14 protein-coding genes are annotated in these 18725 nt (G+C 44.7%); 9 read left to right on the top strand and 5 right to left on the bottom strand.

What is annotated here, in order from left to right; all coding sequences use genetic code 11:
- Window positions 1-4: 4 nt before the first annotated feature.
- The 3 genes from rfbA to galE form a co-directional block, all read right to left on the bottom strand.
- Entirely contained in the window at window positions 5-871 is an 867-nt protein-coding gene (gene rfbA / locus O3661_RS00810; RefSeq protein ID WP_371491971.1) for a glucose-1-phosphate thymidylyltransferase RfbA, read from the bottom strand.
- 73 nt (window positions 872-944) lie between these two features.
- Window positions 945-2012, bottom strand: a complete 1068-nt coding sequence (gene rffG / locus O3661_RS00815) for a dTDP-glucose 4,6-dehydratase (RefSeq protein WP_371491972.1) — start codon at window positions 2010-2012, stop codon at window positions 945-947.
- A 115-nt stretch (window positions 2013-2127) separates the two neighbouring features.
- Entirely contained in the window at window positions 2128-3144 is a 1017-nt protein-coding gene (gene galE, locus O3661_RS00820) for a UDP-glucose 4-epimerase GalE (protein ID WP_371491973.1), read from the bottom strand.
- Window positions 3145-3367: 223 nt separating this feature from the next.
- On the opposite strand from galE, the gene O3661_RS00825 reads away from it, so the two are divergent.
- From O3661_RS00825 to O3661_RS00840, 4 genes are all read left to right on the top strand, one after another.
- A complete protein-coding gene (locus O3661_RS00825; protein WP_003747973.1) occupies window positions 3368-3598 on the top strand; it encodes an acyl carrier protein in 231 nt (76 codons plus the stop codon).
- Between the two features lie 3 nt (window positions 3599-3601).
- A complete protein-coding gene (locus tag O3661_RS00830) occupies window positions 3602-5041 on the top strand; it encodes an AMP-binding protein (protein ID WP_004519078.1) in 1440 nt (479 codons plus the stop codon).
- A gap of 1 nt (window position 5042) precedes the next feature.
- The gene (locus O3661_RS00835; RefSeq protein ID WP_070646514.1) at window positions 5043-6413 is read left to right on the top strand and encodes an XcbB/CpsF family capsular polysaccharide biosynthesis protein; all 1371 of its coding nucleotides are present in this window, start codon (window positions 5043-5045) and stop codon (window positions 6411-6413) included.
- 295 nt (window positions 6414-6708) lie between these two features.
- Window positions 6709-7548: an acyltransferase gene (locus O3661_RS00840; RefSeq protein ID WP_371491974.1), complete on the top strand. Its 840-nt coding sequence runs from the start codon at window positions 6709-6711 to the stop codon at window positions 7546-7548.
- A gap of 71 nt (window positions 7549-7619) precedes the next feature.
- Here O3661_RS00840 and O3661_RS00845 read toward each other — a convergent pair whose 3' ends face one another.
- The gene (locus O3661_RS00845; protein ID WP_371491975.1) at window positions 7620-11309 is read right to left on the bottom strand and encodes a CDP-glycerol glycerophosphotransferase family protein; all 3690 of its coding nucleotides are present in this window, start codon (window positions 11307-11309) and stop codon (window positions 7620-7622) included.
- Window positions 11310-11327: 18 nt separating this feature from the next.
- Window positions 11328-12431 (bottom strand): Stealth CR1 domain-containing protein, encoded by a 1104-nt coding sequence (locus O3661_RS00850; RefSeq protein WP_371491976.1) that lies wholly within the window; start codon window positions 12429-12431, stop codon window positions 11328-11330.
- A gap of 119 nt (window positions 12432-12550) precedes the next feature.
- Between O3661_RS00850 and O3661_RS00855 the strand changes: the two genes are divergently transcribed.
- The 5 genes from O3661_RS00855 (at window position 12551) to O3661_RS00875 (ending at window position 18692) form a co-directional block, all read left to right on the top strand.
- Window positions 12551-13729, top strand: coding sequence for a polysaccharide biosynthesis/export family protein (locus O3661_RS00855; protein ID WP_371491978.1), 1179 nt, complete (start codon window positions 12551-12553; stop codon window positions 13727-13729).
- A gap of 11 nt (window positions 13730-13740) precedes the next feature.
- Window positions 13741-14910, top strand: coding sequence for a capsule biosynthesis protein (locus tag O3661_RS00860; protein ID WP_371491979.1), 1170 nt, complete (start codon window positions 13741-13743; stop codon window positions 14908-14910).
- On the top strand, window positions 14910-15707 hold the full coding sequence (locus tag O3661_RS00865; protein WP_371491981.1) for an ABC transporter permease: 798 nt from the start codon (window positions 14910-14912) through the stop codon (window positions 15705-15707). Before O3661_RS00860 ends, O3661_RS00865 begins: the two co-directional genes overlap by 1 nt.
- Window positions 15704-16354: an ABC transporter ATP-binding protein gene (locus tag O3661_RS00870; protein WP_036492188.1), complete on the top strand. Its 651-nt coding sequence runs from the start codon at window positions 15704-15706 to the stop codon at window positions 16352-16354. The genes O3661_RS00865 and O3661_RS00870 overlap by 4 nt, the downstream gene beginning before the upstream one ends.
- 64 nt (window positions 16355-16418) lie before the next feature.
- A complete protein-coding gene (locus tag O3661_RS00875) occupies window positions 16419-18692 on the top strand; it encodes a Tex family protein (RefSeq protein WP_371491983.1) in 2274 nt (757 codons plus the stop codon).
- Window positions 18693-18725: the final 33 nt, after the last annotated feature.

The following is an 18725-nucleotide window of genomic DNA, read 5'->3' on the forward strand; positions in this document are numbered from 1 at the left end:
AACATTATTTTTTCAACAGGCGCAGCAAATATTGGCCGTATTGGTTTTTTGCCATCGGGCGCGCCAGCTCTTCCAGTTTTTCATCGGAAAGCCAACCGTTGCGCCAAGCGATTTCTTCCAGGCAGGCGATTTGCAGGTCTTGGATGTTTTGCACGGTTTGGACGAATGAAGCAGCTTCGTGCAGGCTCTCGTGAGTACCGGTGTCCAGCCATGCAAAACCGCGTCCCAAAAGTTGCACCGACAATGAACCGTCTTCCAAATACATTTGGTTGAGGTCGGAAATTTCCAATTCGCCGCGGGCGGACGGTTTGATTTGTTTGGCGAACTCGACGACGCGTCGGTCGTAGAAGTACAAGCCGGTTACCGCCCAATCGGATTTGGGCTGTTGCGGTTTCTCTTCGATAGACAGGGCGTTGAAGTTTTCGTCAAATTCAACCACGCCGAAACGCTCTGGGTCTTTGACCTGATAACCGAATACGGTTGCGCCGTGGGTCTTGGCGGCGGCCTGTTTCAATGTTTGCGTAAACGATTGGCCGTAGAAAATATTGTCGCCCAAAACCAAGCAAACATTGTCGTTGCCGATAAATTCTTCGCCGATGATAAATGCCTGTGCCAAACCGTCCGGACTGGGTTGCACGGCATAGCTGATGGAAATGCCGAAATCGCTGCCGTTGCCGAGCAGGCGCTTGAAAGAGGCGTTGTCTTCGGGCGTGGTAATCACCAAAATATCGCGGATTCCTGCCAGCATCAATACGGACAGGGGATAATAAATCATGGGCTTGTCGTACACGGGTAGCAGTTGTTTGGATACGCCGCGCGTAATGGGGTAGAGGCGTGTGCCGCTGCCGCCGGCAAGGATGATGCCTTTCATGGGTTTTCTCCTGAGTAGTGTGTGTTTGCGTGATTTTCAGACGGCCTAATATGGGAACAGGCCGTCTGAAAACTTATTTTCCGGTGCCTAAACGTTCTAAACGGTAGCTGCCGTTCAATACGTTTTGCCACCAGGTTTTGTTGTCCAAATACCATTGCACTGTTTTGCGGATGCCGGATTCGAATGTTTCCTGCGGTTTCCAGCCCAGCTCTCTGCCGATTTTGGCGGCGTCGATGGCGTAGCGCACGTCATGGCCGGGGCGGTCTTGTACGAAAGTAATCAAATCTTCATAACGCGCCACGCCGGCCGGTTTTTCAGGAACAAGCTCTTCCAGCAGGGTGCAGATGGTTTTGACGACTTCAATATTGGCTTTTTCATTGTGGCCGCCGATATTATAGGTTTCGCCGACAACACCTTCGGTAACAACCTGATATAGCGCGCGGGCATGATCTTCGACAAACAGCCAGTCGCGGATTTGCATACCGTTGCCGTAAACAGGCAGCGGTTTGCCGTCAAGCGCGTTCAGAATCATCAAAGGAATGAGTTTTTCCGGGAAATGGTAGGGGCCGTAGTTGTTGGAACAGTTGGTTACGATGGTTGGCAAACCGTATGTACGCAACCATGCGCGGACGAGGTGGTCGCTGGACGCTTTAGAGGCAGAGTAAGGGCTGGACGGCGCGTATGGCGTGGTTTCGGTAAACAAATCGTCTGTGCCGTGCAAATCGCCATAGACTTCATCGGTAGAAATATGGTGGAAACGGAAGGCTTCGCGTTTTTCAGACGGCATTTGTTGCCAGTAGGCTCGGGCCGCTTCAAGCAGATTGAATGTACCGACGATGTTGGTTTGGATAAATTCGCCTGCCGAATCGATAGAGCGGTCGACATGGCTTTCCGCAGCCAAGTGCATCACGGCATCTGGCTGGTGTTGTGCGAATACGCGGTCGAGTTCTGCACGGTCGCAAATATCTACTTGCTCAAAAGCATAGCGAGGATTATTGGCTACCTCAGTCAAAGATTCCAAATTGCCGGCATAAGTCAGCTTATCGACATTGACGACAGAGTCTTGGGTGTTTTGGATAATATGACGGACAGCGGCAGAACCGATAAAGCCCGCGCCACCGGTAACAAGGATTTTTTTCATAAATTTCAGAGGATAGCCAAAAAATATAAATGGATTATAGCAGACAGAAAGTGTGTTTTTCAGATAAAGAGGCCGTCTGAAAACATCTCTTTCAGACGGCCTGTATCAGGTCAACTTAATCGTCGTAGCCATTTGGGTTGTTGCTGACCCAACGCCATGAGTCTTCCATCATTTGCGCCAAATTGCGCTTGGTTTCCCAACCGGTCTGCGCTTTGGTGTAGGCAGGGTCGGCGTAGAAACAGGCCAAATCGCCATCACGACGCGGTTTGATTTGGAACGGAATGGTCAAGCCGGAGGCCGCTTCAAAGGCACGGATGATTTCCAATACCGAATAAGCACGTCCCGAACCCAAATTAAACAGATGTACGCCCGAAACATCGCTTTTCGCTTGCATCGCCGCCACATGGCCTTCCGCCAAATCCATCACATGGATATAGTCGCGCATGCCCGTACCGTCTGGGGTAGGGTAGTCATCGCCGAAAACAGACAACTGCGGCAGCTTGCCTGAAGCCACTTGGCAGATATAAGGCAGCAGATTGTTTGGGATACCGTTTGGCTGCTCGCCGATCAAACCGCTTTCATGCGCACCGATAGGGTTGAAATAGCGCAACAAAATCACGCTCCAACGCGGATCGGCCTTTTGGATATCCGTCAAAATGCGCTCCACCATAGACTTCGACGTGCCGTAAGGGCTGGTCGTATCCCCCGGTTGCATATCTTCCGTATAAGGCACTTTACCCGGATCGCCGTAAACCGTAGCCGATGAGCTGAATACAATCTTAAATACGCCGGCACGCGCCATTTCTTCAGCCAAAACCAAGCTGCCCAACACATTGTTGTCATAGTATTTCATTGGTTCGGCCACGCTTTCACCGACTGCCTTCAAGCCGGCAAAATGGATGACGGCATCAATTTCGTGTTCTGCAAAGATTTGACGCAACACTTCACGATCACGGATATCCCCTTGGTAAAAAGGCACAGACTTGCCGGTAATTTTTTCCAAGCGCGGGAGGATGTTGGCAGACGAATTGCACAAATTGTCCAAAATCACGGCATTAAAGCCTGATTTCAACAGGGAAACAACGGTATGAGAACCGATAAAACCGGTACCGCCGGTGATAAGAATAGTCATTGGTTTTCCTTAATTAAAATTGTGTTTGGAAGTCGTGAAATCGGTTGGCTGAAAATACAAACACGCTTTCAGATAACCTGATGTAAATGTTGTCAAAGAGGGATTGCTTTATTTGGATATTGTATATTTAGTTACCTGAAAAGTAAAAAAATATGGGATAATCACAGTGTTATGCACAGGGTGCAAAGCGTTATCATTTCAATTTTAATAAAAGGATCTTACCATGTCAGTATCTAACGAAGTTTTGGCGTTGATTTCACAAGTTGCACAAAAACAAGTGTCAGCAAATGAAGAATTGTTGTCTACAGGACTTATTGATTCTGTGAGCGCAATGGATTTGGTTATGGCCATCAAACAAAAATTTGATGTTGATTTGCCGTTTGAGCAACTGGTTGATATTTTGGCAAACTCAGCCAATATCATTCAATATGTTGAAAATAATTACAAAGGCTAAATCATGAAACAATTAAATGAATTCCAAAATCTTGATGATTTTTTGGAATACCGTTTCAGCCAAACTTCGGGAAAAGCGTTAGTTAATGATACTCAGGAATGTTCTTGGGAAGAGTTGCGCGTAAAAATAGCCGCATTTATCGAGGCTTACAAAAGCATAGCAGATATTACCAAAAACATTCCTCTGGTGTTGCACGGCCATAAAGAAATTGATTTTGCAGTGGCAATTTATGCCTGCTTATTAAACAAAATCCCTTTTATTCCGGTGGATAGTATTTATCCTGAAAGCCGTCTGAACAATATCTGCCAACTGTCGAAGGCACGCTTTGTGTACCGTTCGGCAACGCAAACTTTTGAAAAGCAGACTGACGAAGAAGTAGAGCTGGCTGAAAAAGATTTGGCTTACATCATGTTTACTTCAGGAACAACCGGCGCACCTAAGGGTGTGCAAATCGGTCGTGAAGCTGTATTCAACCTGATGAAATGGATGAAAGAGCAGCTTAATTTAGCCGCACCTAATGTGTTTATGAATCAGGCTCCGTTTGCATTTGATTTGTCAATGTACGAAATCTTTGGCAACTTGGCTTACGGTGGTTGCATTGTCATGAACAGTCGTGATGCTATTTCTAATCCTGCCACCTGGATTGATTTTTTGGCCAAACAACAAATTACTACTTGGGTTTCCACGCCTTCTTTTGCCATGCAGCAGCTGCTTAACCCTAAATGCAGTCAGGCTACTTTACCGAGTTTGAAAGAATTTTTGTTCTGTGGCGAAAAACTTGGCAAACCAGTAGTAAATATGATTTTTCAAAAATTTCCCGGTGTCCGCGTTATCAATACCTATGGTCCGACTGAAGCAACTGTAGCAACAACTTACGTTGATATTACACCTGATATGCTGGCGGCAGAAGAAGAGTTGCCTGTAGGCGTTGCCGTGCTTAATTCCAAATTAGAGATTGTTGACGAAGAGATTTGGATTAGCGGCAACCATGTAATGCGTGGCTATCTGAACAACGAAACTGAAAATGCCAAACGCTTGGTAGTACACAGTGCAGATAACCGTACTTATAAAACAGGTGACTATGGTTTTGAAAAAAATGGATTGTTCTATGTACAAGGCCGTAAAGACGAGCAGATTAAGCTCAATGGCTACCGTATCGAACTTTCAGAAATTGAAGAAAAAATCCTTAACCTTAAGGAATTTGCCTTTGATAATGTGGCAGTAGTGGCTTTGAAGCGCAACACAGGCGCAGTATTGCGTTTGGTGTGTTTCTATACAGCCAAGCAAAGTGCAGATACTCAGGCGATCAAAGACGCATTAGTACAAAATTTACCGTCTTACATGATGCCGTCTGAATTTATTCACATTGATGAAATTCCAGTCAGCACCAACCACAAAACCGACAAAAAAGCATTGTTGGAAAAATATCAGCAGGGTTTATAAAATGGATTTATATCAAATTCAGCAAAACATCTTACGAAAAGCCAAGATTGATCCTCAAAAGGTTAACGCTTGGATTTATAACAATCAAAGTATAGTGTTTGATTTTCTGTTGAACGACTATTTTGTCAGCGTCAGTTATACGGTAGTAGGACAAACCTTTAACTTTATTGAGCGCAATAAGAGCAAGGTTTCTCAAATTTCTGGTTTTCCAAAATTTTTGAAATATATTTCAGAAGTCTATGGAAGTTACCCGCAATCGGTTAATCAAGAAAAGACAGTATTGTCTTTTAAATTTGCTGAAGCCGATTGGGCAAAAATTGAGGATAAATTTAGTGAGATTTTAGAAGTTACTTCTATTTATCTTGGTAGCGAATTGTGTTACATCCTGAATGTTGAAAAAAATAAAGGCATTAATTTAGCCGAGTACTTGGATAAGCCGGAAGTTGAATACATTGGTGTCAAAGGCGACAGTAATGAGTTTTTCCTAAGCTATGCTCGGAATCATGGTCTAAGTGATTATGTTTATGAGCTAAATAATAGAGGCTTTTTAGCTGTTGAACACAAAATGGGTGTAAGTGTGTTCCGTCGTGTGAACAAGCACAGCTATAAAGATCTTTTGGCTTATTTCCCAGACTCTTTCCATGAGTTGGAAAATGTCATTTATACTGTTGAAGCACCGAAAGTATTGAGTGCCAACAAGAAAAACCTATTGGTGTTGTTCTCTTATACCAATAAGAGTAATGAGAATATGGTTGACCGTTATTATAGCCACCCATTTCCATTTATCAGCAACAGTATTATGCCAAATACTTATATCATCCGTATGGCTGATGTATCAGACGCGTTTGGTAGTCATGGGTTGAATACAAAGTTTGATGAAAATATCGAAGACAATATCCAGCGTTTCATTAAGAGCCTGATGAGTATTTATGGCGTAGATAAGAAAAACGTAGTCATTTGCGGCGCATCATCAGGCGGTACAGGAGCGGTATATCATGGCCTAATTGGTGGGTACAAAACCTTTGCAATCGACCCATTTTTGGGCAACCATAAATACTATGGTGGCAAAGATCCATTGTATCTGCATTCTATCCGTACGCCGATTTTGGAGACTTTCAAAAAGTTACCAGATGTAATTGATCATAACCTTGAAAATCAAGTGGTCATTTCATCGGCTAAAGTATCAGAGTTTTATCCGGATATTAAAGAGCTGAAAGAAGCATTGCCTACAGTTGTATTATGTGAATTTGACTTTGAAAAAATTCAAAAGCACATAGATTTTTCAGGCAACACAGTATTCTTGTCCAATACCATTATCAATAATTTGCTGTTGGACATCCATATCACTGATTCGGACATTAATCTGAACTAAATGCGAAGTAAATAGACAGTAAGTTTAAAATTTACTGTCTATTTTTTTAATATTTGAACCATATTTATCATGTTTGGGGAATGTAATGATAGATAAAACGACTGAAGAATTTCAGCAAGAAATTCTTAAAAATATCAAATTAAAAAATACGTCTGTTGATATTTATTATCAGCAGAATGTGTACTGAAATTTCAAATCTGACCGTGAAACACCATTTTCTGTCAGTTTAAATTTAGTTTGGCAGAAGATTTTCCTGTTTTATCGTAATAAAAGTGAGATAGATAATATCGGAGAAATGTTTCCAAACTTCAGTTTATCTAAGCAGGATGGGGATAATGTATACATTTATGATGTCAGTGCTTTGGATTTTGCCCAAACCTGTGCAGTCTTTATCAAATTGGCCGAACGTGCGGAACAATATTTTTCTGAACGGCCAGTAGTTAACAGCCGTAAAAAAGAAGTGATGTCAGGCAATTATATTGATACTTCCGGAAATAAAATTACTGCACCTGATAATCTGCGAAACTGTCATTTCCAATTTCTAGGAGGAGGTGGGAATGAAGTTGTTATCCACCCTAATGCAAACTTGCGTAATGTGTTTTTGGAATTTTTAGGCAAGGACAGCAAAGTCTATATTGGCGAGAATGTTTCTATGCAAGGCCAATGGTGTTTGGGAGTAGGCTGTACGATTAACATCGGCAGTAAAACTACCAGTACCAATCCGGTTTATATTACTGTTGCCGAACATACAACCTTGTCCATTGGTGAAGATTGTATGTTTGCCACGAATAATCAAATCCGTACTGATGATGCACACCCGATTTATGATGTTCATACTGGCAAACGTTTAAATGTTTCTAAAGACGTTACCATTGGAGACAGAGTGTGGGTAGCCTATGGCGCAACAATTTGGGGTGGTACAAAGATTGGTAGCGGTAGTATTGTTGGTGCATTTTCGGTAGTGAAAAAACATTTTCCTAATAACTGTGTTATTGCAGGCGTGCCGGCTAAAGTCATACGCAAAGATGTATTTTGGGAACGCAATAATGTTTTATACACAGATATAGATGAAGGTAAGGATTTGGCAGAAATGAATCATGTTACCTATATCAATTCAACAGTAGAACTTGATTAGTGCATCTAATAGTAAAGGCCGTCTGAAAACATAAAAGTTTTCAGACGGCCTTTTTTAAGATAAGACAGAGATTACTCTAAACAAGCCAATTGTTTTTTCAGACACTCAGCCTGTAATGCCTTGTCACCTTTCGCTTCGGCTATTTCAGCTGCCAGTTTCCAATATGCTGCTGTGTCTTGTAGAGAGAGACTGTCAAAATAACGTTGTGCTGTTTGATGGTTTTTCAGACGGCATAAAGCAGTTGTATAAAGATACATCGTTTCCGGTGAGGTTTGTGCAAAATCAGCCAATATTTTGGTGACAGACTCCCAATCTTGGTTTTGGGCTAGTTTTTCAGCTTCATACAAGGCCAAAGACGGATTCTCAGGATATTTTTGGCGCAGTTGAGCCAATAGATATCCTTCGCCGTCAGTGTTGCCGGTAGCGTACATTTTTTTCAGATAATCGACTGTTAAATCTTCAGGAATGAAGAGCAGATTTTCTTCAAAGGCACGGTTAAGCTGGGTAAATAGTTTTTCAGAATCACCGCGTAATTTTGCAAGTCTTGCAATCGCTATACGGCAACTTGGATCATTCTGAGTATGGTTTTCAAAAGCAACCAAAAACTGATGCGCGCCTTGTAAGTTACCAAGTTTCATGCAGAGGTAAGAAGCTAATAGCTCGGGTTTGAGATAGCCTTTTGTGCGATCATCCAAGCCATCAATATACGTTTTCAGTAAAGCCAATGCTACAAAATAATTCTGCTCCGATAGCTTTTGTGCTACGGCTAACAAAGGTTGATATGAGTCGGATAAGTCTGTACCTATACGAACAAACAGTTTTTCAGACGGCCTTTTTGCTTGATGAAACGAGGCTGCAAGTAATGCGATAAGTAAATCATTTTGCGTTCCTATATGCTCGTTTTCAGCAAAAAATTCCGCCCCTTTAACGGCATTACCGATATATAAGTCCATTTTTGCATGCCAGTAACCTGCGGTATCGGGATAATCAGGTAACAGGTTTTGCAAAGTATCAAACTGTTTGCTCTCAAATAAAGCATTCAGATAACGATGGCGATAATCAGCTGTTTCTTCCGCATTCAGACGGCCTGTATCAAGCAGAGTTTGAATACGGCTTGCAGCCAAGTCCCATGCCTGATGATTTTCTGCTTGCTCAATCATATCGACCAGAATCGGTAGGTTGTCGACAGTTTCGGCATGATCAAGGGCGATAATAGCTTGATACACACGTTCGCAGTTACCACCTTCCTGAAAGGGGAAAGTATCGCGGATGCGAGCAAGATATTCGGGTTTGGCATGTCCTGATTTTAAAATGTTTTCTAATTCAGTCAGCGTTTCATGCTGATTGATGGTAATAGGGCCAAATCCGTCAGTTTCGTAAGAGAAATAGCCTTTTTGATAGGTGTGTGTACCAGAGAAAAAGGCTTCTTTATCAAATTGATAGTAAATAATTGCCTTATTCAGATAGGCCATGTCAAATGCTACTGATGAGTAGTCGGTAATCAATACGGCGCAACGTCCGAAAAGATTTTGAATACTTTCAGTTTCACGCAGTCCACTCCAGATTTTTATATAGGTAGGGACATTCATTACTTCCAAATAGGGCTCGATATTTGGGTGTGGCGCAAAAATTACTTCGTAGCCGTAGGTTTCTGCCATTTCCTTCAGGCGCTGGTCGTGAAGCAGAGCCTGCCAGTAACGGGCATAGTCAGTTTCCATAAAAGCACTGTTGAGCGTACGAGTATTGCTACCTGTACCGATATTTTGACCGACAATGTTATTGCGCCAAGTTGGCATAATCAGGATCTTGCGACTGTCGGGCTTATTTTTTGATAGTAAGGAGTCGTAGCGTGGAAATCCAGTTAGTGCTACTTCTTTTTCGGTCAGCTTGTAGGTATTGAAGTCAGCCTTAATCGAGCGACTTTCTGGCTCAGTAGTGGTAATGAAACAGTGTAGGTTTTGTTTGCTATTTGTCCATGCAGAAAGATTGTCTTTGGTTACTCCGTGCTGAAGAAAGACAAATTTTTTGCTGTGTTCGTATAAATCCCCAAAATAATTGTTGATGTGTTTTTCCAAATGACTAGAAATGATTTTTTCAGCTTTACGCAAATGTCGTTCATATTCACTACCGCCGAATTCTACAAGTTTGAAGCCTTCTTGTTCGAGACGGTTCCAGTCTGGGGCAGTTTTGTTGAGTACGAAATAGCAAGTTTGTTCAGGGTGGTTCTGCATCATATAACGATAAAAATGCTCAGCGTTGTCGTCAGCTTTAGTTTCCCTATCCATTAAAAGCCAGCTGCCGTCTGAAAGGTATTTTTCAGACGGCGTAAATAAACCGGTAAGTTCATTTAATGCGATGCCGTGCATAAAGGTTTTACCTTTAATTGAAATTCGCATTGCTTTTTTGTTGAGTAGGATATTAATTTTGGCGTTGTCTGCAACGTCACCATAGGGAATCCACAAACGTTTTTCGTAAACAAATAATTGTTCATTTAGCTTATTGACCACGCTTTTTGCATAGACAGGAATAAGATCACGCCCATCGGCTTGCACAGAATATGGCTGGTCAAAATAGGTAAAATAGCTGATAAGGAACTGTTTGCGTTCACGATCGATGTTTTCAATATAGGCGATTTGGAATGGAGGCTCGCTCTGTTTGAACATTCCAAGCATACCAACTTTATGGAATAGCCATACTCCTGCTAAGCCAAATTCCATAATATTTTTTTGATCAATATAATCAAAAACCTGCTGCATTAGATCATAAAAATGTGATTTTTGTTTAGTATCCAACAAATCTAGACGTTCAGGTCTATTAAGCAATTGTTGAATATACCAAGCCATATCATATAATGCAGTTTTTTGTATTGAGGAGGGTACATACCCTAAGCGGTTTTTATAGTTTTTAAGCATAGGCAAGAAGCCGTACTCAAAAACATTAGAAAACTTTTCTACTTTTTGCCAAGAAGTATCTAAAGTAGATGTGCCACTTTCACGTTTTCGATAGAAATAGACGGCATCTCTATCAAACACAGCTTTTGCGTCCTGCAAATCTAATAAATAGTCTGCAATAAATTTGCCATCTTCAAAGTTTGGCTTAACATTGTGGTCAAACACCAAATTCTGTTTTTTAATATGGCTGACTCTGAAAAAGGTTGAGGCAGCAGACATATTGATAAATTTATCGAGCTTGGCAACCTCAATAACGTGGGTTTTGTTAAAACGGAATCTTAGAGGATGACTATCTTTAATGATATTTTGATTTTCAAAGAAAAATTTCATATTAGTAGCTACAGTTACTGCCGACGGATGTTGGCTAATTTGAGTATCTACTGATTTGAAGTAGTCAGGGTGAAGATAATCGTCAGGGTCAGTAAATACTACCCATTCAGTTTGTGTATGTTGCAAACCCAGATTGCGTGCCGAGGCTTGGCCGCCATTTTCTTTGTAAAAATAATGGATATTTTGGGGAAACTTGGCTTGCCATCGTTTGATGATTTCTGCCGAATGGTCGGTTGACCCATCATCTACTAGAATGATTTGAATGTGTTTTTTGAAATTCAAGCTTTGTTTGACGATACTGTCAAAGTATTCATCAAGGTATTTTTCGACGTTATAAACGGCTGAAACGATTGTAAATTGATTATTACCTTCGTATTTTAAGGGAAGGTATTTTTTGAGTTTCATTACGCGTTTGGCGTACATGTCGCGGAAAAAGAGTTTAGGGTCTCGTAAGAGCTTCCGAAATTTTTTATTATTCATTTTTTTGACCTTTTATTTTTATTTGGTTTTGAAGTAATTTTCCAGCATTTGAATCAGTTTGTCCTGGTAGTTTTCAATCTGTTGCTGGCTGTGAAAATCGTTGGCACAAAAAGAGTGTGGCTGCCGCCCATTTTTTTTATTTTCCAAGAGCTTGATATATTGGGCAGGCGCTTTGTTGGAACGGATATTAAAATAATAACATATTTCATTACCTACTGTAGATTTCCTGTTTAAAAACATCAGCCAAGGTACGAGGAAGGTGGCAAGATTGAGATCGTGGTTAGAACGGAAACGGTTGGATAAAAAGGCTTCAATCTCAGTACGGTAGTGCTGCCAAGCAAATTGAAAGCTGCTTTTATGCAGTGGGATATAGGTGTGTACTAACGGACGGTCGATGTGGCAATCGTAGTGCTGTTGTAATAGTGCGATACAGTTTTTTGAGGCGGAAAGAGTTGGTGTATCGGTTCCTCTTTCGGACATTTGTTTTAGGCTTTTGTCTGCAATAAAAAGTGAAGCAATCCCGTTGGCGTGAAAAAAATGTTCCTTCGGTAATGGTCGGGCAACAAATACATCATCGTTAAAATAGATGAAGTGTTCATTTAGATTGGGAATGTTGTGCAAGTGTGCTTCGATTACATGCGAATTGAAGGTGGGCAGGTATTGCGGGTCAATGATTTGACTGTGATCTATTATGCTGACATTGGGATAGTCGGCAGGATTGAGCCAGTCGGGGCGTTGGTTATCGGTAATGATGTAGATATGGTTTACCCACGGCAGGAAGGTACGCACGCTGTGAAGTGAATAGTAAAGTTCGTTGTGGTTGCTGAAACGGGCTTCGTCATTATTGTGGAGTGCGTTTTGTTCGGCAGTAGGGCTATGTTGGCGCCGACGTTGCTGCCATTTGGAATCTTGGTTATTTACCCATGTGAAAACGACATCAACTTTAATAGGGTGAAGGTTGATACTATTTTCAAGTTCGGCTAAATACAGGGTATTGTCGATAATGACTGGTTCGTCAGACTCTGTTGTACGCTGTTCGGCGTTGCGGACAGGGTATCTTTTGTTGAGATAGTCGCGGAAGAATACACCTGGTTGTCGAATCAGTTTTTTAAGTTTTCTCATGACGGTATTCGCTGTAATGTGATGTTTTTTGATACTTATGTCAGGTTTTCAGACGGCCTAATATTTCATCAGGTGTTATAATGGCTGTGCGTAATTAAAAGTATAGTGAGATTTAATCAATGTTGAAAGCAGAATGTCTTACCCGCAGGGGCATGTTATTGTTGTACGTCAGTCTGTTGGCTGCATGCTCTTCTCTTCCTAATTCTGGTCCGAGTACGCGAAATGTTGTTGCTTTGGGGCAACAGCAGGCTACAGCCGAAGTGCCGGAGGTGGAATTGATTGATGTGAATGGTGCGGTAGCTCAGTCGCTATATCAAGCGCAAGTTAATCAGTCATTTGCTCAGCTGGGCGATGGTACGTCATCAATAGGGGCTATCAATATAGGTGATGTGCTGGACATTACGATTTGGGAAGCTCCTCCGGCTGTGCTGTTCGGTGGGGCTTTGTCGTCTACCGGTTCGGGTAATGCTCAGCAAACGAAGCTTCCTGAACAGATGGTCAGCTCTGCAGGTACGATTTCTGTGCCGTTTATCGGCGATGTGTCTGTCCTCGGTAAAACACCGGTTCAGGTGCAAAACATTATTAAAGGCCGTCTGAAAAAAATGGCGAACCAGCCGCAGGTAATGGTGCGCATGGTGCAAAACAATGCGGCGAATGTATCGGTTATCCGCGCGGGTAACAGTGTGCGTATGCCTTTGACGGCTGCAGGCGAGCGTGTGTTGGATGCGGTGGCTGCCGTGGGCGGTTCGACTGCGAATGTTCAGGATACGAACGTACAGCTGACACGTGGCAATGTTGTCAGAACGATTGCTTTGGAAGACTTGGTGGCGCATCCGCGTCAAAATATTTTGTTGCGCCGCGGTGATGTAGTAACAATGATTACTAATCCAAGCACGTTTACGTCTATGGGTGCGGTTGGTCATACGCAGCAGATTGGTTTCTCTGTGAAGGGCTTGTCTTTGGCTGAGGCTGTGGGACGTATGGGCGGTTTGCAGGATTATCGTGCAGATGCGCGCGGTGTATTTGTATTCCGTTATGCGCCTTTGTCCGAGTTGCCTCCGGAAAAACAATCTAAATGGGTTGAAAAGGGCTATGGCGATCGTGCGGAGATTCCTGTGGTCTACCGTTTGAACCTGGCAGATGCGAATTCTATGTTTTGGATGCAGCGTTTCCCTGTGAAGGATAAGGACGTGGTGTACGTATCGAATGCGCCGATGGCTGAAGTACGCAAGTTCTTGTCATTTGTGTTCTCGCCTGTGGTTAGCGGTGCGAACAGTATTAATAATTTAGTGAACTAATGGGAAAAATAATGTCTGAGCAAGTTTCTGCAAATGTGGATGTGAAACCGGAACAACCAGCTCCCGAAAAGAAAAAGGCCAAAAAGTCTTGGTTGCGTAAGATTAAGCCGTTGCTTTGGGTAACGGTTATCGTGCCGACTTTGTGTTCCGGTGTGTATTACGGACTATTTGCTTCTGATCAGTTCACATCCCAGTCCAGCTTTGTGGTGCGTTCTCCTAAGAGCCAATCGTCTTTGAATGGCCTGGGCGCTATTTTGCAGGGGTCTGGTTTTTCTCGTGCGCAAGACGATATTTATACCGTGCAGGAATATATGCAGTCGCGTTCGGCTTTGGACGCGTTGCGTAAGAAAATGCCCGTTCGTGATTTTTATGAAAAAGAAGGCGACATTTTCAGCCGTTTTAATGGTTTTGGCCTGCGTGGCGAGGATGAGGCCTTTTATCAATACTACCGCGATAAGGTATCCATCCATTTTGACTCTGTCTCAGGCATTTCCAATTTGAGCGTTACATCGTTCAATGCCGGTGAATCTCAAAAGATCAATGATGCTTTGCTCAAACAGGGTGAGGTATTGATCAACCAGCTGAACGAGCGTGCGCGTCAAGATACGATTCGTTATGCTCAAGAAGTGGTCAATTCGGCCGAAGAACAAGTCAAAGAGGCTTCGGCTCAATTGACCAAATTCCGTGTGTCCAACGGTATTTTTGACTTGAAGGCGCAATCCGATGTGCAAATGGGTTTGGTGTCTAAATTACAGGATGAATTGATTGTCATTCAGACCCAGCTTGACCAGGTAAAAGCCGTTACGCCTGAAAACCCGCAAATTCCAGGTTTGATTGCGCGTGAGAAGAGCTTGCGTAAAGAAATCTCGCAACAAATGAAAGCGATTTCCGGCGGTGGCGAGGGTTCATTGTCCAATCAGGCGGCGGAATATCAGCGCGTGTATTTGGAAAACGAATTGGCCGAAAAACAATTGGCTGCGGCGATGACTTCTTTGGAAAGTGCAAAAGCGGAAGCAGATCGTCAGCAATTGTATTTGGAAGTGATTTCCCAGCCGAACAAACCTGACTTGGCGCATGAGCCAAACCGTCTGTACAACATCGTGGCAACGTTTGTCATCGGTTTGATTGTCTATGGCATTGCCGTGTTGCTGTCTGCAAGTATCCGTGAGCATAAAAACTGATGAAAGAGCTACATAAAACATCGTTTTTGGAGTCGCTGCTTATCCAAAAAAGGGTAATCGGCGCACTCTTAATGCGTGAAATTATTACTCGCTACGGTCGTAATAACATTGGTTTTTTGTGGTTATTTGTCGAACCTTTGCTGCTGACTTTGGTCATGGTGTTGATGTGGAAGTTTTTCCGCATGAACAACGTGTCGGCTTTGAATATCGTGGCTTTCACGCTGACAGGCTATCCGATGATGATGATGTGGCGTAATGCCTCTAATCGTGCCATCGGTTCGATTGCGGCCAACACAAGCCTGCTGTATCACCGAAATGTACGTGTTTTAGATACCATTTTTGCGCGTATGTTGTTGGAGATTGCCGGTGCTACGATTGCGCAGGTCGTGATTATGTTCGCATTGGTCATCATCGGTTGGATTGATGTACCGGCAGATATTTTCTATATGTTGTTGGCTTGGCTTTTGATGGCTATGTTTGCCGTTGGATTGGGGTTGGTCATCTGTTCGGTGGCGTTTCATTTTGAGCCGTTTGGCAAGGTTTGGAGTACCATCAGTTTTGTGATGATGCCTTTGTCCGGCGTGTTTTTCTTCGTACACAACCTGCCTCAGCAGTTGCAACACTATGTACTGATGATTCCGATGGTGCATGGTACAGAAATGTTCCGTGCTGGATATTTTGGTAACAGCGTTACGACTTACGAAAATCCTTGGTATATTTTGTTGTGTAATTTAGTTTTGCTGCTGCTTGGTTTGGCGATGGTGGCGAGATTCAGCAAAGGGGTTGAGCCGCAATGATTTCAGTTGAACACGTTTCCAAACGCTATCTGACCCGCCAAGGTTGGCGGACAGTCTTGCACGATATCAACTTCAAAATGGAGAAGGGCGAGAAAATCGGTATTCTCGGCCGCAACGGTGCAGGTAAATCGACGCTCATCCGTTTGATCAGTGGCGTTGAGCCGCCAACCACGGGCGAAATCAAGCGGACGATGAGTATTTCTTGGCCTTTGGCATTCTCCGGAGCGTTTCAAGGCAGTCTGACCGGTATGGACAATTTGCGTTTCATCTGTCGGATTTACAATGTCGATATCGATTATGTGAAGAACTTTACCGAAGAGTTTTCCGAGCTGGGGCAGTATCTTTACGAGCCGGTCAAGCGTTATTCTTCAGGTATGAAGGCGCGTTTGGCATTTGCTTTGTCGTTGGCGGTAGAGTTTGACTGCTATTTGATTGACGAAGTGATTGCAGTGGGCGACTCGCGCTTTGCCGATAAATGTAAGTACGAGTTGTTTGAAAAGCGCAAAGACCGTTCCATCATTTTGGTATCGCACAGCCACAGCGCCATGAAGCAATATTGCGATAATGCGATGGTGCTGGAAAAAGGGCATATGCACCAGTTTGAAGATATGGACAAAGCCTACGAATATTATAATTCGCTGCCTTAAAGCGATTGTTTTTTAAATCAGGCCGTCTGAAATTTCAGACGGCCTGTCCGTTGGAATTCTATTGATGAACATTACTCAAATTCTTTCCCAAGAACTTTCGGCTACGGCTGCTCAAATCAATGCCGCCATTAAGCTTTTGGACAACGGCGCGACCGTACCCTTTATCGCGCGTTACCGTAAAGAAGCCACGGGTGGGCTGGACGATACGCAGTTGCGTCAGCTTGCCGAGCGGTTGCAATACCTGCGCGAGTTGGAAGAGCGCAAAGCCGTTGTTTTAAAAAGCATTGAAGAGCAAGGCAAGCTTTCAGACGACCTCAGGGCGCAAATTGAAGCCGCCGACAACAAAACCGCGCTGGAAGACCTGTATCTGCCCTACAAGCCCAAACGCCGTACCAAAGCGCAAATCGCGCGCGAACACGGTTTGCAGCCGCTGGCGGACGTGTTGCTTGCCGAGCAGCCGCAGGACGTGGAAGCCGCCGCGCAAGGCTATCTGAACGAAAACGTCCCCGATATCAAAGCCGCGCTGGACGGCGCGCGCGCGATTCTGATGGAGCAGTTTGCTGAAGATGCGGAACTCATCGGCACGCTGCGCGACAAGCTGTGGAACGAAGCCGAAATCCACGCGCAAGTCGTTGAAGGTAAAGAAACCGAAGGCGAAAAATTCAGCGATTATTTCGACCATCGCGAACCTGTCCGCACTATGCCCAGCCACCGCGCTCTGGCGGTTTTGCGCGGCCGCAACGAAGGCATTTTGAACATCGCGCTCAAATACCAGCCCGACGACACGCCGATTACGCAGCAAAGCGAATACGAGCAAATCATCACCCGCCGTTTTAAGGTTTCAGACGGCTGCAAATGGCTGCGCGATACCGTACGTCTGACTTGGCGCGCAAAAATCTTTTTATCGCTGGAACTTGAAGCCCTAAATCGTTTGAAAGAAGCCGCCGACACTGATGCGATTACCGTGTTCGCCCGCAATCTCAAAGACTTGTTGCTCGCCGCGCCCGCCGGACGGCTGACCACTTTGGGTCTCGACCCCGGCTACCGCAACGGCGTGAAATGCGCTGTAGTGGACGATACGGGCAAGCTGCTGGATACCGTCATTGTCTATTTGCATCAAGAAAACAATATGTTGGCAACACTGTCGCGCCTGATTAAGCAGCACGGCGTGAAACTCATCGCCATCGGCAACGGTACCGCCAGCCGCGAAACCGACAAAATCGCGGGCGAACTGGTGCGCGGAATGCCAGAAATGGGGCTGCACAAAATCGTCGTTTCCGAAGCTGGCGCGTCGATTTATTCCGCGTCCGAACTGGCGGCGCGCGAGTTCCCCGATTTGGACGTTTCCCTGCGCGGCGCGGTGTCTATTGCCCGTAGGCTGCAAGACCCGCTCGCCGAGTTGGTTAAAATCGATCCCAAATCCATCGGCGTAGGTCAGTATCAGCACGATGTGAACCAAAGCCAGCTCGCCAAATCGCTGGACGCAGTGGTTGAAGACTGTGTGAATGCCGTCGGCGTGGATGTGAACACCGCCTCCGCCCCGCTCTTGGCGCGGATTTCCGGTTTGAATCAGACCCTTGCCCAAAACATCGTCGCCTACCGCGATGAAAACGGCGCGTTCGACAGCCGCAAAAAATTGCTGAAAGTGCCGCGTTTGGGCGAAAAAACCTTCGAGCAGGCGGCAGGCTTTTTGCGGATTAATGGCGGCAAAGAGCCGCTGGACGCGAGCGCCGTCCACCCCGAAGCCTATCCTATCGTTGCCAAAATGCTGGCGCAACAAGGCATTACCGCAACCGAACTCATCGGCAACCGCGATCGCGTGAAGCAAATCAAAGCATCCGACTTTATCGACGAACGCTTCGGCCTGCCGACCATTTTAGACATCCTGTCCGAGCTGGAAAAACCCGGCCGCGACCCGCGCGGCGAGTTTCAGACGGCCTCATTCGCTGAAGGTATCCATGAAATCAGCGACTTGCAAGTCGGCATGATACTCGAAGGCGTGGTTTCCAACGTCGCCAACTTCGGCGCGTTCGTGGACATCGGCGTCCATCAGGACGGCTTGGTGCACATCTCCGCCCTGTCCAACAAGTTCGTCCAAGACCCGCGTGAAGTGGTGAAAGCCGGCGATGTGGTGAAAGTAAAAGTGCTGGAAGTCGATGCTGCGCGTAAACGCATTGCGCTGACTATGCGGTTGGATGACGAACTGGGTGGCACAGCCAAAGGCAACAGGCCGTCTGAAACCCGACATCAAGAACGCCGCGACCGCAAACCCCAACGCAACGAGCGTGTCCCAACCAATTCGGCAATGGCAGATGCGTTTGCGAAGCTGAAGCGGTAAGGTAGAAAACCAATTGAAGGCCGTCTGAAAAGT

The organism is Neisseria sp. 20925_1_37, assembly GCF_041433255.1.
Lineage (GTDB): Bacteria > Pseudomonadota > Gammaproteobacteria > Burkholderiales > Neisseriaceae > Neisseria > Neisseria flavescens_D.

Coding starts and splice junctions, on each gene's coding strand:
- rfbA (WP_371491971.1), bottom strand. CDS start 871: ATGAAAGGCATCATCCTTGCCGGCGGCAGCGGCACACGCCTCTACCCC.
- rffG (WP_371491972.1), bottom strand. CDS start 2,012: ATGAAAAAAATCCTTGTTACCGGTGGCGCGGGCTTTATCGGTTCTGCC.
- galE (WP_371491973.1), bottom strand. CDS start 3,144: ATGACTATTCTTATCACCGGCGGTACCGGTTTTATCGGTTCTCATACC.
- O3661_RS00825 (WP_003747973.1), top strand. CDS start 3,368: ATGTCAGTATCTAACGAAGTTTTGGCGTTGATTTCACAAGTTGCACAA.
- O3661_RS00830 (WP_004519078.1), top strand. CDS start 3,602: ATGAAACAATTAAATGAATTCCAAAATCTTGATGATTTTTTGGAATAC.
- O3661_RS00835 (WP_070646514.1), top strand. CDS start 5,043: ATGGATTTATATCAAATTCAGCAAAACATCTTACGAAAAGCCAAGATT.
- O3661_RS00840 (WP_371491974.1), top strand. CDS start 6,709: ATGTTTCCAAACTTCAGTTTATCTAAGCAGGATGGGGATAATGTATAC.
- O3661_RS00845 (WP_371491975.1), bottom strand. CDS start 11,309: ATGAATAATAAAAAATTTCGGAAGCTCTTACGAGACCCTAAACTCTTT.
- O3661_RS00850 (WP_371491976.1), bottom strand. CDS start 12,431: ATGAGAAAACTTAAAAAACTGATTCGACAACCAGGTGTATTCTTCCGC.
- O3661_RS00855 (WP_371491978.1), top strand. CDS start 12,551: ATGTTGAAAGCAGAATGTCTTACCCGCAGGGGCATGTTATTGTTGTAC.
- O3661_RS00860 (WP_371491979.1), top strand. CDS start 13,741: ATGTCTGAGCAAGTTTCTGCAAATGTGGATGTGAAACCGGAACAACCA.
- O3661_RS00865 (WP_371491981.1), top strand. CDS start 14,910: ATGAAAGAGCTACATAAAACATCGTTTTTGGAGTCGCTGCTTATCCAA.
- O3661_RS00870 (WP_036492188.1), top strand. CDS start 15,704: ATGATTTCAGTTGAACACGTTTCCAAACGCTATCTGACCCGCCAAGGT.
- O3661_RS00875 (WP_371491983.1), top strand. CDS start 16,419: ATGAACATTACTCAAATTCTTTCCCAAGAACTTTCGGCTACGGCTGCT.